14 protein-coding genes are annotated in these 14,263 nt (G+C 61.5%); 13 read left to right on the forward strand and 1 reads right to left on the reverse strand.

Going from position 1 to position 14,263, the window contains the following annotated elements; genetic code table 11:
* The first annotated feature begins 371 nt into the window (after positions 1–371).
* The 12 genes from ASD64_RS09175 to trmB all read left to right on the forward strand — a co-directional run bounded on the left by ASD64_RS09175 (position 372) and on the right by trmB (position 13,121).
* Positions 372–2,552 (forward strand): malate synthase G, encoded by a 2,181-nt coding sequence (locus ASD64_RS09175; RefSeq protein ID WP_056103999.1) that lies wholly within the window; start codon positions 372–374, stop codon positions 2,550–2,552.
* 4 nt (positions 2,553–2,556) lie between these two features.
* Positions 2,557–3,234 carry a tRNA (adenosine(37)-N6)-threonylcarbamoyltransferase complex dimerization subunit type 1 TsaB gene (tsaB, locus tag ASD64_RS09180; protein WP_056104004.1) on the forward strand — a complete coding sequence of 226 codons (678 nt, stop codon included), beginning with the start codon at positions 2,557–2,559 and terminating at the stop codon, positions 3,232–3,234.
* 46 nt (positions 3,235–3,280) lie between these two features.
* Entirely contained in the window at positions 3,281–3,775 is a 495-nt protein-coding gene (rimI, locus tag ASD64_RS09185; protein ID WP_056104006.1) for a ribosomal protein S18-alanine N-acetyltransferase, read from the forward strand.
* An 18-nt stretch (positions 3,776–3,793) separates the two neighbouring features.
* Entirely contained in the window at positions 3,794–4,618 is an 825-nt protein-coding gene (locus ASD64_RS09190; RefSeq protein WP_056104009.1) for a lysophospholipid acyltransferase family protein, read from the forward strand.
* Between the two features lie 43 nt (positions 4,619–4,661).
* On the forward strand, positions 4,662–6,059 hold the full coding sequence (gene miaB / locus ASD64_RS09195) for a tRNA (N6-isopentenyl adenosine(37)-C2)-methylthiotransferase MiaB (RefSeq protein WP_056104019.1): 1,398 nt from the start codon (positions 4,662–4,664) through the stop codon (positions 6,057–6,059).
* Positions 6,060–6,145: 86 nt separating this feature from the next.
* Positions 6,146–7,138 carry a PhoH family protein gene (locus ASD64_RS09200; RefSeq protein WP_244480770.1) on the forward strand — a complete coding sequence of 331 codons (993 nt, stop codon included), beginning with the start codon at positions 6,146–6,148 and terminating at the stop codon, positions 7,136–7,138.
* Between the two features lie 13 nt (positions 7,139–7,151).
* Complete coding sequence (gene ybeY, locus ASD64_RS09205) at positions 7,152–7,664, forward strand: rRNA maturation RNase YbeY (protein WP_056104984.1); 513 nt, start codon at positions 7,152–7,154, stop codon at positions 7,662–7,664.
* Between the two features lie 28 nt (positions 7,665–7,692).
* The gene (locus tag ASD64_RS09210) at positions 7,693–8,766 is read left to right on the forward strand and encodes a hemolysin family protein (protein WP_056104986.1); all 1,074 of its coding nucleotides are present in this window, start codon (positions 7,693–7,695) and stop codon (positions 8,764–8,766) included.
* An 82-nt stretch (positions 8,767–8,848) separates the two neighbouring features.
* On the forward strand, positions 8,849–10,441 hold the full coding sequence (gene lnt, locus ASD64_RS09215) for an apolipoprotein N-acyltransferase (RefSeq protein ID WP_056104023.1): 1,593 nt from the start codon (positions 8,849–8,851) through the stop codon (positions 10,439–10,441).
* A gap of 138 nt (positions 10,442–10,579) precedes the next feature.
* Positions 10,580–10,999, forward strand: coding sequence for a helix-turn-helix domain-containing protein (locus ASD64_RS09220; protein WP_056104988.1), 420 nt, complete (start codon positions 10,580–10,582; stop codon positions 10,997–10,999).
* A 137-nt stretch (positions 11,000–11,136) separates the two neighbouring features.
* The gene (gene metK / locus ASD64_RS09225) at positions 11,137–12,402 is read left to right on the forward strand and encodes a methionine adenosyltransferase (protein WP_056104025.1); all 1,266 of its coding nucleotides are present in this window, start codon (positions 11,137–11,139) and stop codon (positions 12,400–12,402) included.
* A 17-nt stretch (positions 12,403–12,419) separates the two neighbouring features.
* Complete coding sequence (trmB, locus tag ASD64_RS09230) at positions 12,420–13,121, forward strand: tRNA (guanine(46)-N(7))-methyltransferase TrmB (RefSeq protein WP_056104989.1); 702 nt, start codon at positions 12,420–12,422, stop codon at positions 13,119–13,121.
* Positions 13,122–13,165: 44 nt separating this feature from the next.
* Here trmB and ASD64_RS21380 read toward each other — a convergent pair whose 3' ends face one another.
* Positions 13,166–13,327, reverse strand: coding sequence for a hypothetical protein (locus ASD64_RS21380; protein ID WP_200957818.1), 162 nt, complete (start codon positions 13,325–13,327; stop codon positions 13,166–13,168).
* A gap of 280 nt (positions 13,328–13,607) precedes the next feature.
* On the opposite strand from ASD64_RS21380, the gene rimP reads away from it, so the two are divergent.
* Positions 13,608–14,249, forward strand: coding sequence for a ribosome maturation factor RimP (gene rimP / locus ASD64_RS09240; protein ID WP_056104037.1), 642 nt, complete (start codon positions 13,608–13,610; stop codon positions 14,247–14,249).
* Positions 14,250–14,263: the final 14 nt, after the last annotated feature.

Genomic DNA, 14,263 nt, shown 5'->3' on the forward strand with positions numbered 1-14,263 from the left:
AACGAGCGTCCGAACGGCCGCCCGTCTTCCCGACCTTTCGCGCTACAAGCAGAGGTCAGTTCTTTGACAATGGCCAGACGGCGAAGCCGGGCGTGGCAACCATACAGCACGAACTCCGATAGCCGTCTGGCCATCCGGGGCCCCCGCCAGCGACGAGCGCAGCGAGCGAGCTTAAGGGCGGGGCAGAAGACTCCCAGGGCCGAAAGGCAGAGTGGCGATGAACAAGCGCGCACCACTCCTCACCCCATAGGGGAAAAGGGTGGGCCAAGCCCATTGTTCCAACGGATCATTGACCCTTTGGCCCTGTCATGCCAAAGCGCCCGCATTGATGCCACCTACTCTTTCGGGTGGGGCTTGCGGAGATTTTTTGAATGACGAACCGGATCGAGATCGCCGGGCTGCGTATTGCGCGCCCCTTGCACGACTTTGTTGTCGGCGAGGCCTTGAAAGGCAGCGGGATCGAGGCGGAGAAATTCTGGTCCGGCTTTTCCGAAATCGTCCACGACCTCGCGCCGAAGAACCGGGCGCTGCTGGTAAAACGCGACGAGCTGCAGGCAAAACTCGACCAGTGGTATCGCGACAACGGCGCGCCCGCCGACATGGAGGCCTACAAGGCCTTCCTGCGCGACATCGGCTATCTCGTGCCGGAAGGCCCGGCCTTCTCGGTCACCACCGAAAACGTCGATGCCGAGATCGCGGAGGTCGCCGGCCCGCAACTCGTCGTTCCGGTCATGAATGCGCGCTATGCGCTCAACGCAGCCAACGCCCGCTGGGGTTCGCTCTACGACGCGCTTTACGGCACCGACGCCATTTCCGACGCCGGCGGCGCCGAAAAGGGCAAGGGCTACAATCCCAGGCGCGGCGCCAAGGTCATCGCCTGGGCGCGCGCCTTCCTCGACGAAGTCGCCCCGTTGGTGTCCGGCTCGTGGAAGGACGTCACCGCCCTTGCCGTCTCCGGCGGCCGGCTGAAGGTCGCGGTCGAAGCCGGCCCGACGGCGCTCAAGGATGCTTCCCATTTCGCCGGCTGGCGCGGCGAGGCGGCCAATCCCGGCGCGGTGCTGCTCGAGAAGAACGGCCTCCATGTCGAGATCGTCATCGACCGCAACAGCGTCATCGGCAGGGCCGACAAGGCCGGCATTGCCGATCTGGTGGTCGAGTCGGCACTCACCACCATCCAGGATTGCGAGGATTCCGTCGCCGCAGTGGATGCGGAAGACAAGGTCGTCGTCTATTCCAACTGGCTGGGCCTGATGCGCGGCGACCTCTCCGAGGAGATTGCCAAGGGCGGCAAGAGCTTCACCCGCCGCCTCGCCGCCGACCGCACCTACACCGCGCCCGACGGCAGCGAACTTGTCCTGCCCGGCCGTTCGCTGATGCTGGTGCGCAATGTCGGCCACCTGATGACCAATCCGGCCATCCTGGATCGCGACGGCAACGAGGTGCCGGAAGGCATCATGGATGCGGCGATCACCGCGCTCATCTCCCTGAACGACATCGGCCCCGACGGCCGCCGCGCCAATTCCCGCGCCGGCTCGATGTATGTCGTCAAGCCGAAGATGCATGGCCCCGAGGAAGTTGCCTTCGCCGTCGAGGTTTTCGACCGCGTCGAGGCGCTCGTCGGCTTGGCGAAAAACACCATCAAGATGGGCATCATGGACGAGGAGCGGCGCACCACCGTCAACCTCAAGGAATGCATCCGCGCCGCTTCAGCGCGCATCGCCTTCATCAACACCGGCTTCCTCGACCGCACCGGCGACGAAATCCATACTTCCATGGAAGCCGGCCCGATGATCCGCAAGGGCGACATGAAGCAGGCGGCGTGGATCGGCGCCTACGAGAACTGGAACGTCGATACCGGCCTCGAATGCGGCCTTGTGCGCCATGCCCAGATCGGCAAGGGCATGTGGGCGATGCCGGATTTGATGGCGGCGATGCTGGAACAGAAGATCGCCCACCCCAAGGCCGGCGCCAATACCGCCTGGGTGCCGTCGCCGACCGCTGCGACCCTGCACGCCACCCACTATTTCCGCGTCGATGTGCCTGCCGTTCAGGAAACCCTGAAGGGCCGGCCAAAGGCCAGGCTGGACGACATCCTGTCGGTGCCGGTGGCAACCCGTCCCAACTGGACGCCGGACGACATCCAGCGCGAGCTGGACAACAACGCGCAAGGTATCCTCGGCTATGTCGTGCGCTGGATCGACCAGGGCGTCGGCTGCTCCAAGGTGCCCGACATCAACGACGTCGCCCTGATGGAAGACCGCGCCACCTTGCGCATTTCCTCGCAGCACATCGCCAACTGGCTGCGCCACAACGTCTGCACGAAGATCCAGGTCATGGATTCGCTGCAGCGCATGGCCGTCATCGTCGATCACCAGAATGTCGGCGACCCGCTTTATAAGCCTATGGCGCCCGATTTCGACATGTCGATCGCCTTCCAGGCGGCCTGCGACCTCATCTTCAAGGGCGCGGTCCAACCGAGCGGCTACACCGAGCCTATCCTGCACGCCCGTCGGCTGGAATTGAAGGCCGGGGAGAGCGGGGCAAATACATAACTGCATGATCGTCCTTGCCATCGACTGTGCCGCAAGCCTCTGTGCCGCCTGTGTTTATGACACAGCTGCCGGCAAGGAACTCGGCCGCAATGTGCTGGATCTCGGCAAGGGGCATGCCGAGCATCTGATGGCGGTGATCGCCGGTGCGCTGGAGCAAGCCGGCAAAGCCTATGCCGATCTGGGTGCCATTGCCGTCTCTGTGGGGCCGGGCTCATTCACTGGCGTGCGTGTGGGCGTTTCGGCGGCGCGAGGTCTTGCGTTGGCGCTGAAAATCCCCGCCGTCGGCGTGACCACGCTGGAGGCGCTGGCTGCTGCGGCTGCCGCTGAGTTTCCACATCGTGCGGTGCTGGCGGTACTCGACGCCGGGCGTGGCGAAATCCATGCCGCGCTGTATGATGAAGCGATGCAACTGCGCTTTGGACCCGCTGTGACGACACTGGAAGGGGCCACCGACATGGCGGCCAAATCGCAGCCGGTCCTAGCCGGCACGGCAGCCGCGTTGGTTGCCGATGCGGCTGGTCGATCTTTCGATGTCGGTCCGGCAGGTGCGACCGCCGATATTCCCGTATACGCTCGTCTTGCCGCCGCCAAGGGAGTTGGTGCCAAACCCGCGCCCGTCTATCTGCGCGGGGCCGACGCCAAGCCGCAGGCCGGCTTCGTCTTGCCGAGGGCCAAGCCTTGATCTGTGGCAAAGAGGCGTTAAGCATCAACCGGCAAGGGCTGGGCTGATGCGCATCCCGTTCCTGACGCCCCGTCGCCGCGACTATGTCCTTGAGCCGCTGTCGACGATCGATAGCCCCGCATTATCGCTGCTCCATCAGGAGGATTTCGTGCGGCCCTGGTCCGATACCGAATTTGCCACCTTGCTGGCGCAGGACACCGTCTTCGGCTACGCCGCGCGCGAGGTCGGGCAGGGCGGTCGCTCGCCTGTCGGCTTCGTGCTGGCCAGGCTTGCCGCCGGGGAGGGCGAAATCCTCACTGTCGCGGTCGCCCGTTCGCATCGCAGGCAAGGTATCGGCTGGCGATTGATGGACGCCGTATTGCGTGAACTGCATGGGGAGCGCGCCGAAGCCCTGTTCCTCGAAGTCGATGAAACCAACGCTGCGGCGATCGCGCTTTATCGGCGACTGGGATTCGGCGAAGTCGGCAAGCGCCCGAACTACTACCGCTCGCCCGAGCATGGCCCGACTGGCGCGCTTGTCATGCGCCGCGACCTTCGCTGATGTGAGGGCGAAAAGAGGATGGCCAAGATCAGGACGTTTCTGGCGCTGGTGTTCGTCGCGGCAAGCACGCTCCTGCTCGTGCCGCTGCAACTCGTGTCGATGAAGACAGGGCTGTGGCGCGAGACCGTCATATTGAGGCTCTGGCACAAGGCGATCCTGAGGGCGCTCGGCCTGCGCGTCCATGCCACCGGAACGCTGTCGAACGAACGTCCGTTGCTGGTGGCGGCCAACCATGTGTCCTGGACCGATATCGCCGTCCTTGGCTCGCTGGCCGACGTGCGTTTCATCGCCAAGGCCGACATGGAAGGCTGGCCGCTGATCGGGTTCCTGTCGAAATTGCAGCGCACCGTCTTCATCGAACGTGAGCGCAGGCGCAAGTCCGGCGATCAGGCCAGCGAAATTGCTGGGCGGCTGGCCAATGGCGACGCCATGGTGCTGTTTGCCGAAGGCACGACCGGCGACGGCAACATGGTCCTGCCGTTCAAAAGCACGCTGTTTGGCGCAGCAGCCATGGCGGTTTCGGGCGGTGCGGCTGAGGAAGTGTTCATCCAGCCGGTGGCGATTGCCTATACGCGCCTGCATGGCTTGCCGCTCGGCCGCCAGCACCGGCCCCACGCCGCGTGGATCGGGGACCAGGATCTGGTGCCGCATGTCAAGGATCTGTTGGCTGAGGGCGCCATGGATGTGGAGGTTCATTTCGGCGAGCCGGTGGCGTTTTCTTCCGCCTCGAACCGCAAGCAGGCCTCACGCCTCATGGAAAAACAGGTCAATGCGATGATGCAGGGGGCGTTGCGTGAACCTCGCCCCAGTCGACCCGGCGCCTCGAGCCGGCCCAAGGCGTAGAATCGGCTGTTTTTTGCTACTGAAAGGCGTTAGAAGCCGCCGCATGGAACTGGAAACGACAAGCCTCGATGAATGCGCTGCGCTTGGCAGCGCGCCTGCGATGCCGAAAAAGGTCTTCGTGAAGACCTATGGCTGTCAGATGAATGTCTACGATTCGCAACGCATGACCGATGCGCTCGTAGCAGACGGCTATGTGGCGACTGAAGCCATCGATAATGCCGATCTGGTGCTCCTGAACACTTGCCATATCCGGGAGAAGGCGGCCGAAAAAGTCTACTCGGAACTTGGCCGTCTCCGCGATCTGAAGTCTGAACGGGCAGAAGCCGGGCGTGATCTTACGATCGGCGTTACGGGTTGTGTGGCGCAGGCCGAAGGCGGCGAGATACTCCGGCGCTCGCCCTCCGTAGACCTGGTCATAGGGCCGCAGACCTATCACCGCCTGCCCGACGTACTTGCCAAGGTCCGCAAGGGCGAGAAGGTCGTCGAGACCGACTATGCCATCGAGGACAAGTTCGAGCATCTGCCGCAGCCGAGGCGCGCCGAAGTCATCAAGCGTGGCGTCACGGCATTTCTGACCGTGCAGGAAGGTTGTGACAAGTTCTGCACCTTCTGCGTCGTGCCCTATACGCGTGGTTCCGAAGTCTCGCGCCCGGTCAAGCAGATCGTCGCCGAAGCCGAGCGCCTCGCCGAGGCGGGGGTGCGCGAAGTCACGCTGCTCGGCCAGAATGTCAATGCCTGGCACGGCGAGGGTCCGGACGGCAGCGAGTGGGGCCTCGGCCGACTGCTTTTTCGCTTGGCGGAAATCCCCGGCCTTGCCCGCCTGCGCTACACCACCAGCCATCCGCGCGACATGGACGATGACCTGATCGCTGCACATCGCGATCTGGCCGTGCTGATGCCTTACCTGCATCTGCCGGTGCAGTCCGGTTCGGATCGCATCTTGAAGGCGATGAACCGCCGCCACAAGGCGGCTGACTATCTGCGGCTGATCGAACGTGTCCGTGGCGCGCGCGCCGACATTGCCATGTCGGGTGACTTCATCGTCGGCTTCCCCGGTGAGACCGAAGGCGATTTCGAGGCGACGATGCAGATCGTGCGCGAGGTCGGCTACGCCTCGGCGTTCTCCTTCAAGTATTCACCGCGCCCCGGCACGCCGGGCGCCGAAATGGACGGCCATGTGCCCGATGAGGTCAAGGACGAGCGCTTGCAGCGGTTGCAGTCGTTGCTGGTCGAACAGCAACAGGGCTTCACGCAAAGCATGGTTGGGCGCACGATGTCGACCCTGATCGAGAAGCCGGGCCGGCAGGCCGGCCAGAAGGTCGGACGGTCGCCGTGGCTGCAACCGGTTATTGTTGATGAAAAGGTCGCGGAAATCGGTGACATTGTAGACGTGCGAATCACGAAGACTGGCTACAATAGCCTGTTCGCCGAACCGGCCTGAGCAAGGCCACGGCAGATGAGGAGAGACGGTTGAGCGCTGCCGATCTGAAGAACGTGCCCTCTAAGCTGGAGTCGGGGGCATCGGACATGGCGCACATCGTTCTGACCTTCGACAACAACAAGCTGGCGAGCGCCCTTTACGGTCAGTTCGATGAGAACCTGGCCAGGCTCGAGCAAAAGCTCGGGGTCGATATCCGTTCGCGTGGCAACCAACTCACCATCAAGGGTTCGTCGTCGGCGGCAGAGCAGGCACGCCGCGCGCTGGACAGCCTCTATGACATCCTGCAGAAGGGCGTTGATATCGGCCAGTCCGACGTCGACGGAGCGGTGCGGATGGCGGTCGCTGCCGACGATCAACTCACGCTGCCGACATTGGAGCGCAAGGGCAAGGTGTCAGCCGCGCAGATTTCGACCCGCAAGAAGACCATCTATGCCCGTTCGCTCAATCAGGACGCCTATATGCGGGCGCTAGAGCGCTCCGAATTGGTGTTCGGCATCGGTCCCGCTGGCACCGGCAAGACCTATCTGGCGGTCGCGCATGCGGCCATGCTGCTCGAACGCGGCATGGTCGAGCGCATCATCCTGTCCCGGCCAGCCGTGGAAGCCGGCGAGCGGCTTGGCTTCCTGCCCGGCGACATGAAGGAAAAGGTCGATCCCTATCTGCGACCGCTCTACGACGCACTCTACGATATGATGCCGGGAGACAAGGTCGAACGGGCGATAGCCGCGGGCGTCATCGAGATCGCGCCGCTGGCCTTCATGCGCGGCCGCACGCTGGCGCATGCCGCTGTCATCCTTGATGAGGCGCAGAATACCACGCAGATGCAGATGAAGATGTTCCTGACGCGCCTGGGCGAGAATTCACGCATGATCGTCACCGGTGACCCGACCCAGATCGACTTGCCGCAAAATACGCGCTCCGGCCTGGTCGAGGCTTTGCGGGTTCTGGATGGGGTGCCGGGGATTGTCACCGTGCGTTTCAACGACACCGACGTGGTGCGCCACCCGCTGGTTGCCGAGATCGTCAGGGCCTACGATCGCGACGGCAAGGTCGCCCGCGGCCTTGGCGTGGAAGGCTGATCGCGGCGTCACCATGCCCATAGGCACACCACCGTCCGCGACCGCTTTGTCGCACCCTCTCGATATCGATCTTCTGGTCGAGGCTGGCCAGTGGCCGGACGAGAAAGTACTGAGGCAATTTGTCGAGCGATCTGCAGGCGCGGCCTTTGCCGAGATCGGTTCGGCTTGGTCGGGTCAAAGCGAGCTTAGCATCGTTTTTTCCGACGATGCTAATATCCGTGAGTTGAATGCCGGCTGGCGGGGCAAGGACAAGCCGACCAACGTGTTGTCTTTCCCGGCATTTCCGACGTCGGGTGGCGGGCCGTTGCCGCCTATGCTGGGCGATATCGTGCTTGCATTCGAGACGGTTTCGCTGGAGGCGGAACTGGAAGAAAAGCCGATCGAGAACCATATCAGTCATCTCGTCATCCATGGCCTCCTGCATCTTTTAGGCTATGATCACGAGACCGACGCCGAGGCCGAGGCCATGGAGGCCGTCGAGCGCGCAGCGCTGGCGAGGCTTGCCATTCCCGATCCCTATGCGTAACTACGAGGCGCAAACCAACCGGACGACGATGACCGACACACCACAGACTGCCGCCCGCCCAGACGCCGGCAGTGCGGGCAAGCCCCCCGAAAATACCGACGAGGACCCTAGTCCCAGTACCATGTCCGGCAGTGTTTCGGTTGACACCGCACCTGCCGGGCCATCCGTTTTCGAACGGCTGATCGGTCTGTTCAGGCACCGCAACGGCACCACGCTTCGCGAAGAGATCGCCGACGCGCTTGCCGAGACGGCGAGCGGAGCCGGCTCATTCTCTCCCGGCGAACGGGCGATGCTCAACAACATCCTGCGCCTGCGCGAAGTGCGCGTCGAGGACGTCATGGTGCCTCGCGCCGACATCGAGGCCGTGGAGATCGCGACCACGCTCGGCGACCTGCTTGCCGTGTTCGAGCAATCCGGCCATTCGCGTATGCCTGTCTACGCCGAGACGCTGGACGATCCACGCGGCATGGTCCACATCCGCGACGTCCTGGCCCACATCACCCGCAGCGCGCGTGGCAAAAAACGCCGCACCACCCGCAAACGGCCGACGGGTGCTGACCTTGATCTGGCTCAGGTCGATCTCACCCGCACCATCGGCGATCTCGGTCTCATGCGGCCGGTGTTGTTTGTGCCGCCATCGATGCTGGCCTCCGACCTGATGGGTCGTATGCAGACGGCGCGCACACAGATGGCGCTGGTCATAGACGAATATGGCGGGACGGACGGTCTCGCTTCGCTGGAAGACATCGTCGAGATGGTTGTCGGCAATATCGAGGACGAGCACGACGACGAGGAGCCGATGGTCACCAAGGCTGGCGATGGCGCTTTCATCGTCGATGGCAAGGCCGAGATCGATGAGGTTGCAGCCATGATCGGCGAGGGGTTCGCTGCCGGCGAGCATGGCGAATCCGTCGACACAATCGGTGGGATGATCTTCAACACGCTTGGCCGCGTGCCGGCGCGTGGCGAGGTGGTACAGGCGATCCCCGGCTTCGAATTCCATGTGCTCGACGCCGATCCGCGACGGGTGAAACGCGTTCGCATTGTGCAGATCCTGAAAGGTGACCGGCGCAAGCGCGTGGCTCGTGCCGAGCAAGCCTGATCTATTGCGGGTGAGTGCCGTTGGAGTGAAGGCTTCAGCCTGATAAATCTTCTCCCGTGATTCGCGCGAATCGGAAGATTTCATGGAGCGCCTAGCGGGCCGCATAATTCTGCTCTGGGGCTGGCGCCGTGCCGTTGTGGCATTTCTTGCCGGTGCACTGGCTGTTCTGGGGCAGGCGCCTTACGATTTCTTCGCCGCCTGCTTTGTTTCCTTTCCGGTCCTGGTCCTGCTGCTCGACGGTGCCACCGGCGATGCCTCCGCGGGGCGTTTCAGGCGCCTGCGCCCCGCGTTTGCCGTCGGCTGGTGGTTCGGCTTCGGCTATTTCCTGGCCGGGCTTTGGTGGATTGGCGCAGCCCTTTTGGTCGAAGCCGAAAGCTTTGCCTGGGCTCTGCCTTTCGCCCTTGTCGGTATCCCGCTGGTGCTTGCCATCTTCTATGGCTTAGCGACGGCCGTCGCCCGGCTTCTCTGGAGCAGCAATATCGGCCGCATAGCGGCTCTCGCATTCGGCTTCGCGCTCGGAGAATGGCTTCGCGGTTTTCTTTTCACCGGCTTTCCGTGGAATGCCGTCGGATATGCGGCAATGCCCGTGCCGTTACTCATGCAAAGCGTGTCCGTGGTTGGTATGGATGGCATGAATGCGCTGGCGGTCTTCGTCTTTGGGCTGCCAGCCCTGCTGGCCAATCGCCAAAACCTTCGCCTTGGCGTCGTGCTGTTTGCCACCCTTATCCTCGCCGATGTCGGCTTTGGTTATTATCGACTTACCAAGTCGGCGCCGGATACGGTCGAACATCTTGATGTGCGCATTGTCCAACCTGCGGTCGATCTAAGCGAGAAGTGGGACAAGGTGGTGCGCGACCGCATCTTCGCCTCGCTTCTGGCGCAGTCGGCAAAGCCGCCTGAACAGGGACACGGCAAGCCGAAGCTGATCATCTGGCCGGAAACCGCAGTGCCGTTCCTGTTCAATGAGCGGCCCGATGCGTTTTCGGCACTCGCCGAAATGCTGGACGACGGCCAGATGTTGCTAGCCGGTATCGTGCGCGAAGAGGCGGCCGTGGCGGGAGCCTCCGACGACCGCTACTATAACTCGGTTGCGGCAATCAACGACCGTGGCGAGATCGTCGATGCGGTCGACAAGGTCCACCTCGTGCCTTTTGGCGAATACATCCCGTTTGCCGATCTGTTCGGCCGCATCGGGTTGAAACAGATCGTTGCAGGTCCAATGAATTTTGCCGCCGGAAACGAGCGTCATGCCATCTCCGTACCCGGAGGTGTGATGGCGCTGCCCTTCATTTGCTATGAGGTCATTTTCTCCGATCTTGTAGCAATTGACGTTACGTCATCTGAGCTTATTGTGAACGTAACCAATGACGCATGGTTTGGAGACACACCGGGCCCTTATCAGCATTTCAGACAGGCTCAGGTACGTGCGGTTGAGAACGGACTGCCTTTGTTAAGAGCGGCTAACACTGGCATCTCTGCCGTCGTGGATCAAAGGGGGAGAATCGTCGACGCTTTGGCGATCGGCGCGAAGGGGGAGATAGACGTTCAATTGCCAGTCTACAGGCTGGAGACGGTGTCGACGCGTCAGCGGCGCGTTAACGGATTGCTGACGGTTCTGTTGTTTGCCGCCGCTTCTCTTGTCGTAAACGTAAGACAAAGGCTACGGGCGAATTGACAGTCCGTATATTAGAAATTCATATAGTATCTGCCTGACAATTTTCAGTACGCGTTGGCAAGTTTCATCGGGGGCGCTCTGGCCAGGCGTCTTCAGGCCCAAAAACAGAAAAATGCCGAAAAAATCGGCGAGGAAAAAATGGTAGAAGAAAACAAAAAGAAACCGAACCCAATCGACATTCATGTTGGTAGCCGCATTCGGCTGCGCCGAAATATGCTTGGAATGAGCCAGGAAAAACTGGGTGAAAACCTGGGGATTACGTTTCAGCAGATTCAGAAATACGAGAAAGGCACGAACCGTGTCGGCGCCAGCCGATTGCAGGCGATCGCATTGATCCTCGAGGTTCCTGTCGCCTTCTTTTTCGAGGACGCCCCCGGCCAGGCGCCTTCCACAGGCCGCGGTTTTTCCGAGGACTCGTCCATGAGTTCGGTGATGGAATTCTGTTCCAGCACGGAAGGTTTGCAACTCAACCGTGCTTTCGTGAAAATCACGGACCAAAAGGTGCGTCGCCGCATTCTCGACCTTGTGAAATCGCTTTCCCCTGACGACTTCGATTAGAGAATGTCATTGCAGGACTTTGCGCCGCCGACGGTGTTATCCCGTTGGCGGGCATATTGCTTGACGAGACGTGGCGCGCACCGCTAACACGTGGCGCGCTTAACGGCGCGCAGCTATCATTTCGAGAGGGGACACCCGTGAGTCGCCAGGACTACTTCTTCACCTCTGAATCGGTATCGGAGGGGCATCCCGACAAAGTCTGTGATCGCATTTCCGACGAGATCGTCGATCTGGTCTATCGAGAAGCCAGGAAGACCGGCATGGATCCCTGGGAGGTGCGCGTCGCCTGCGAGACGCTGGCGACGACCAATCGGGTTGTCATTGCCGGCGAACTCCGTGTTCCGAATTCACTCCTGAAGAAGGATAAGCAGGGTAACGTCCTGACCGATTCCGGCGACTTCCCGGTTATCAATCCGGCGAAATTCAAATCTGTAGCGCGCAAGGCGATCCGCGAAATCGGCTACGAGCAGGCCGGTTTCCATTGGAAGACGGCCAAGATCGATGTTCTCCTGCATGGCCAGTCGGCCGATATCGCACAAGGCGTAGACAACGCATCCGACAAGCAGGGTGAAGAAGGCGCGGGCGATCAGGGCATCATGTTCGGCTATGCCTGTCGTGAAACGCCCGACCTGATGCCGGCGCCGATCTACTACAGCCACAAGATTCTCGAACTGCTCGCCGCCGCGCGACACGAAGGCAAGGGTGAGGTCGGCAAACTCGGCCCCGACGCCAAGAGCCAGGTTACGGTGAGGTACGTCGGCGGCAAGGCCGCCGAAGTCACGCAGATCGTTCTCTCGACCCAGCATCTCGACGAAAGCTGGGATTCACACAAGGTCCGCAAGGTTGTCGAACCATATATACGCGAGGCTTTGGGAGACCTGAAAATCGCCGACGATTGCAACTGGTATATCAACCCGACCGGAAAGTTCGTCATTGGCGGGCCGGACGGGGATGCCGGACTGACCGGACGCAAGATCATTGTTGACACCTATGGTGGGGCTGCTCCGCACGGTGGCGGTGCCTTTTCGGGCAAGGATACCACCAAGGTCGACCGTTCCGCTGCCTATGCGGCGCGTTATCTGGCCAAGAACGTGGTTGCGGCCAAATTGGCGGATCGCTGCACGATCCAACTTTCTTACGCCATCGGCGTTGCGCAGCCGCTGTCGGTCTATGTCGATCTGCATGGTACCGGCAAGGTCGATGAGGCCGTTCTGGAAAAAGCGTTGCGCGAGGTCATGGACTTGTCGCCGACGGGTATTCGCCGACATCTCGATCTTAACAAGCCGATCTACGCCAAGACCACGGCCTATGGTCATTTCGGCCGCAAGCCCGGCCGCGACGGCTCCTTCTCCTGGGAGAAGACCGACCTTGCCAAGGCGCTTAAGGAAGCCATCGCCGCTTGAATGCGGTGGCGCTCGCCGTGACCTCTGACGAAAGACCCACACGCGCCAGCGAGGCTTTTTTCGGTCGCCGTCGCGGCAAGACCATCCGCCCGGCCCAGTCGGTGGCGTTGGAAGGCGGCTTGGCGCGTTACGGGCTCGACTTGTCGAGCCCGGCCCCCGCCGATCTGCGCCTGATTTTCCAGGCGCCTGTGAACGCCGTGCGTCTGGAAATTGGTTTCGGCGGTGGTGAGCATCTTTTCCACGAAGCGACATCCGCGCCTGTTAGCGGCTTCATCGGGGCCGAGCCTTTCGTCAACGGCATGGCCAAGATGATGACGGCGCTGGAAAGAGAGCCGCTCGACAATATCAGGGTGTTTGATGAGGATGCGACACGGCTGCTGGATTGGCTGCCGGCGGCGTCGCTGGATGGCATAGACCTGCTGTATCCCGACCCTTGGCCGAAGAAGAAGCATTGGAAGCGGCGCTTCATCAGCAAGGTCAATCTGGACCGCTTTGCGCGTGTCCTTAAATCCGGTGCCCGATTCCGATTTGCGTCCGACATAGATACCTATGTCAACTGGACGCTTCAGCATTGCCGCGCTCATGACGATTTTGAATGGCAGGCTAGGCAGGCCGCAGATTGGCACCAACCCTATGATAGCTGGCCCGGCACCCGCTACGAAGCCAAGGCGATCCGCGAAGGCAGGCAACCAGCCTATCTCACTTTCGTGCGGAAGTGAGCAGTAACGCTGCCGGAATTTCCCGGCAGCTGTTCATGTCGATCTTAGCGGCCGATTTTGTCGAAGGCGCGTGGATCGATGCCCAGATTGCTGAGGTGGCGTGCTTTCGGCTTGCGGCCGGCCTCAATCGCGCTCGAAACGGCGACCGCGCTGCCGAGGGCGATGAAGAGATCGCTGATCCCTGCCAGTGCGCTACGCTTGACCATGATGATGGTCCTTTCCGGTGCTGTCGCACCACTTATGTTGCAATGCATCACAGATGGGGTGCGCTGCAAAAGATTTGAATGCTCGTTTCGACATATGCGCCTTGCGCTGGGCGCATCGCTGCGCAAATCGCACCCGATATGACGCTGTTCGGTGTTCGGCCTTGAAACATCACGCCTGATCGTTTATATCGCGATCAAATTCTTGGTCGGTATGACGAAGAGTGGGTCCACCCGGTCCCGCTCTTTTTTATTACCTACCGGTTCAAAACCACAGGGTTTGATGACAGTGACGTCAGGCGAGGCGAATGGCGACGACCGCATCATCCGCGAGAGCGGAATCGATGCGCGCATTGCCATGATCATCCAGCCGGTCCTGCGCGGCATCGGCTTTCGGCTCGTGAGGGTCAGGCTGTCGGGTCAGAGCGGACTGACGCTGCAGATCATGGCCGAGCGCGACGACGGCACCATGAACGTCGAAGACTGCGAAGAAGTCAGCCGCGCAATATCGCCGGCGCTCGATGTGGAAGACCCGATCGAACAGGCGTATCATCTGGAAGTGTCGTCGCCTGGTATCGACCGCCCGCTGGTGCGCAAGTCGGATTTCACCACTTGGCTTGGCCATCTGGTGAAGATGGAGACCGTAACTCTCGTCACCGACCGCAAGCGCTTCAAGGGCAAGATCGCCGAAGCTGACGATCAAGGCGTAGTGATCCAGCGTGACCAGGCAGCTTATGGCGAAGCGCCGAGTGTGCGCGTGCCTTATGATGCGATTGCCGAGGCGCGTCTCATCCTGACGGATGACCTGATCCGCGACGCGCTGTCGAAGGACAATCGTGCGCGCAAGGAAGCCAAGAGGCGCCACGCAGGACAGGATGATGCGCCCGAGGGTGCTGAAGAAGACGATAACGAACAGGAAGATTGATTGAACTGCCGCGA

The organism is Mesorhizobium sp. Root157 (genome assembly GCF_001427385.1).
Lineage (GTDB): Bacteria > Pseudomonadota > Alphaproteobacteria > Rhizobiales > Rhizobiaceae > Mesorhizobium.

Bases quoted from the DNA above. Each gene is read 5' to 3' on its own strand.
- ASD64_RS09190 (WP_056104009.1), top strand. From the start codon at position 3,794: ATGGCCAAGATCAGGACGTTTCTGGCGCTGGTGTTCGTCGCGGCAAGC.
- lnt (WP_056104023.1), top strand. From the start codon at position 8,849: ATGGAGCGCCTAGCGGGCCGCATAATTCTGCTCTGGGGCTGGCGCCGT.
- tsaB (WP_056104004.1), top strand. From the start codon at position 2,557: ATGATCGTCCTTGCCATCGACTGTGCCGCAAGCCTCTGTGCCGCCTGT.
- ASD64_RS21380 (WP_200957818.1), bottom strand. From the start codon at position 13,327: ATGGTCAAGCGTAGCGCACTGGCAGGGATCAGCGATCTCTTCATCGCC.
- rimI (WP_056104006.1), top strand. From the start codon at position 3,281: ATGCGCATCCCGTTCCTGACGCCCCGTCGCCGCGACTATGTCCTTGAG.
- ASD64_RS09210 (WP_056104986.1), top strand. From the start codon at position 7,693: ATGACCGACACACCACAGACTGCCGCCCGCCCAGACGCCGGCAGTGCG.
- ASD64_RS09220 (WP_056104988.1), top strand. From the start codon at position 10,580: ATGGTAGAAGAAAACAAAAAGAAACCGAACCCAATCGACATTCATGTT.
- rimP (WP_056104037.1), top strand. From the start codon at position 13,608: ATGACAGTGACGTCAGGCGAGGCGAATGGCGACGACCGCATCATCCGC.
- miaB (WP_056104019.1), top strand. From the start codon at position 4,662: ATGGAACTGGAAACGACAAGCCTCGATGAATGCGCTGCGCTTGGCAGC.
- ASD64_RS09200 (WP_244480770.1), top strand. From the start codon at position 6,146: ATGGCGCACATCGTTCTGACCTTCGACAACAACAAGCTGGCGAGCGCC.
- ASD64_RS09175 (WP_056103999.1), top strand. From the start codon at position 372: ATGACGAACCGGATCGAGATCGCCGGGCTGCGTATTGCGCGCCCCTTG.
- ybeY (WP_056104984.1), top strand. From the start codon at position 7,152: ATGCCCATAGGCACACCACCGTCCGCGACCGCTTTGTCGCACCCTCTC.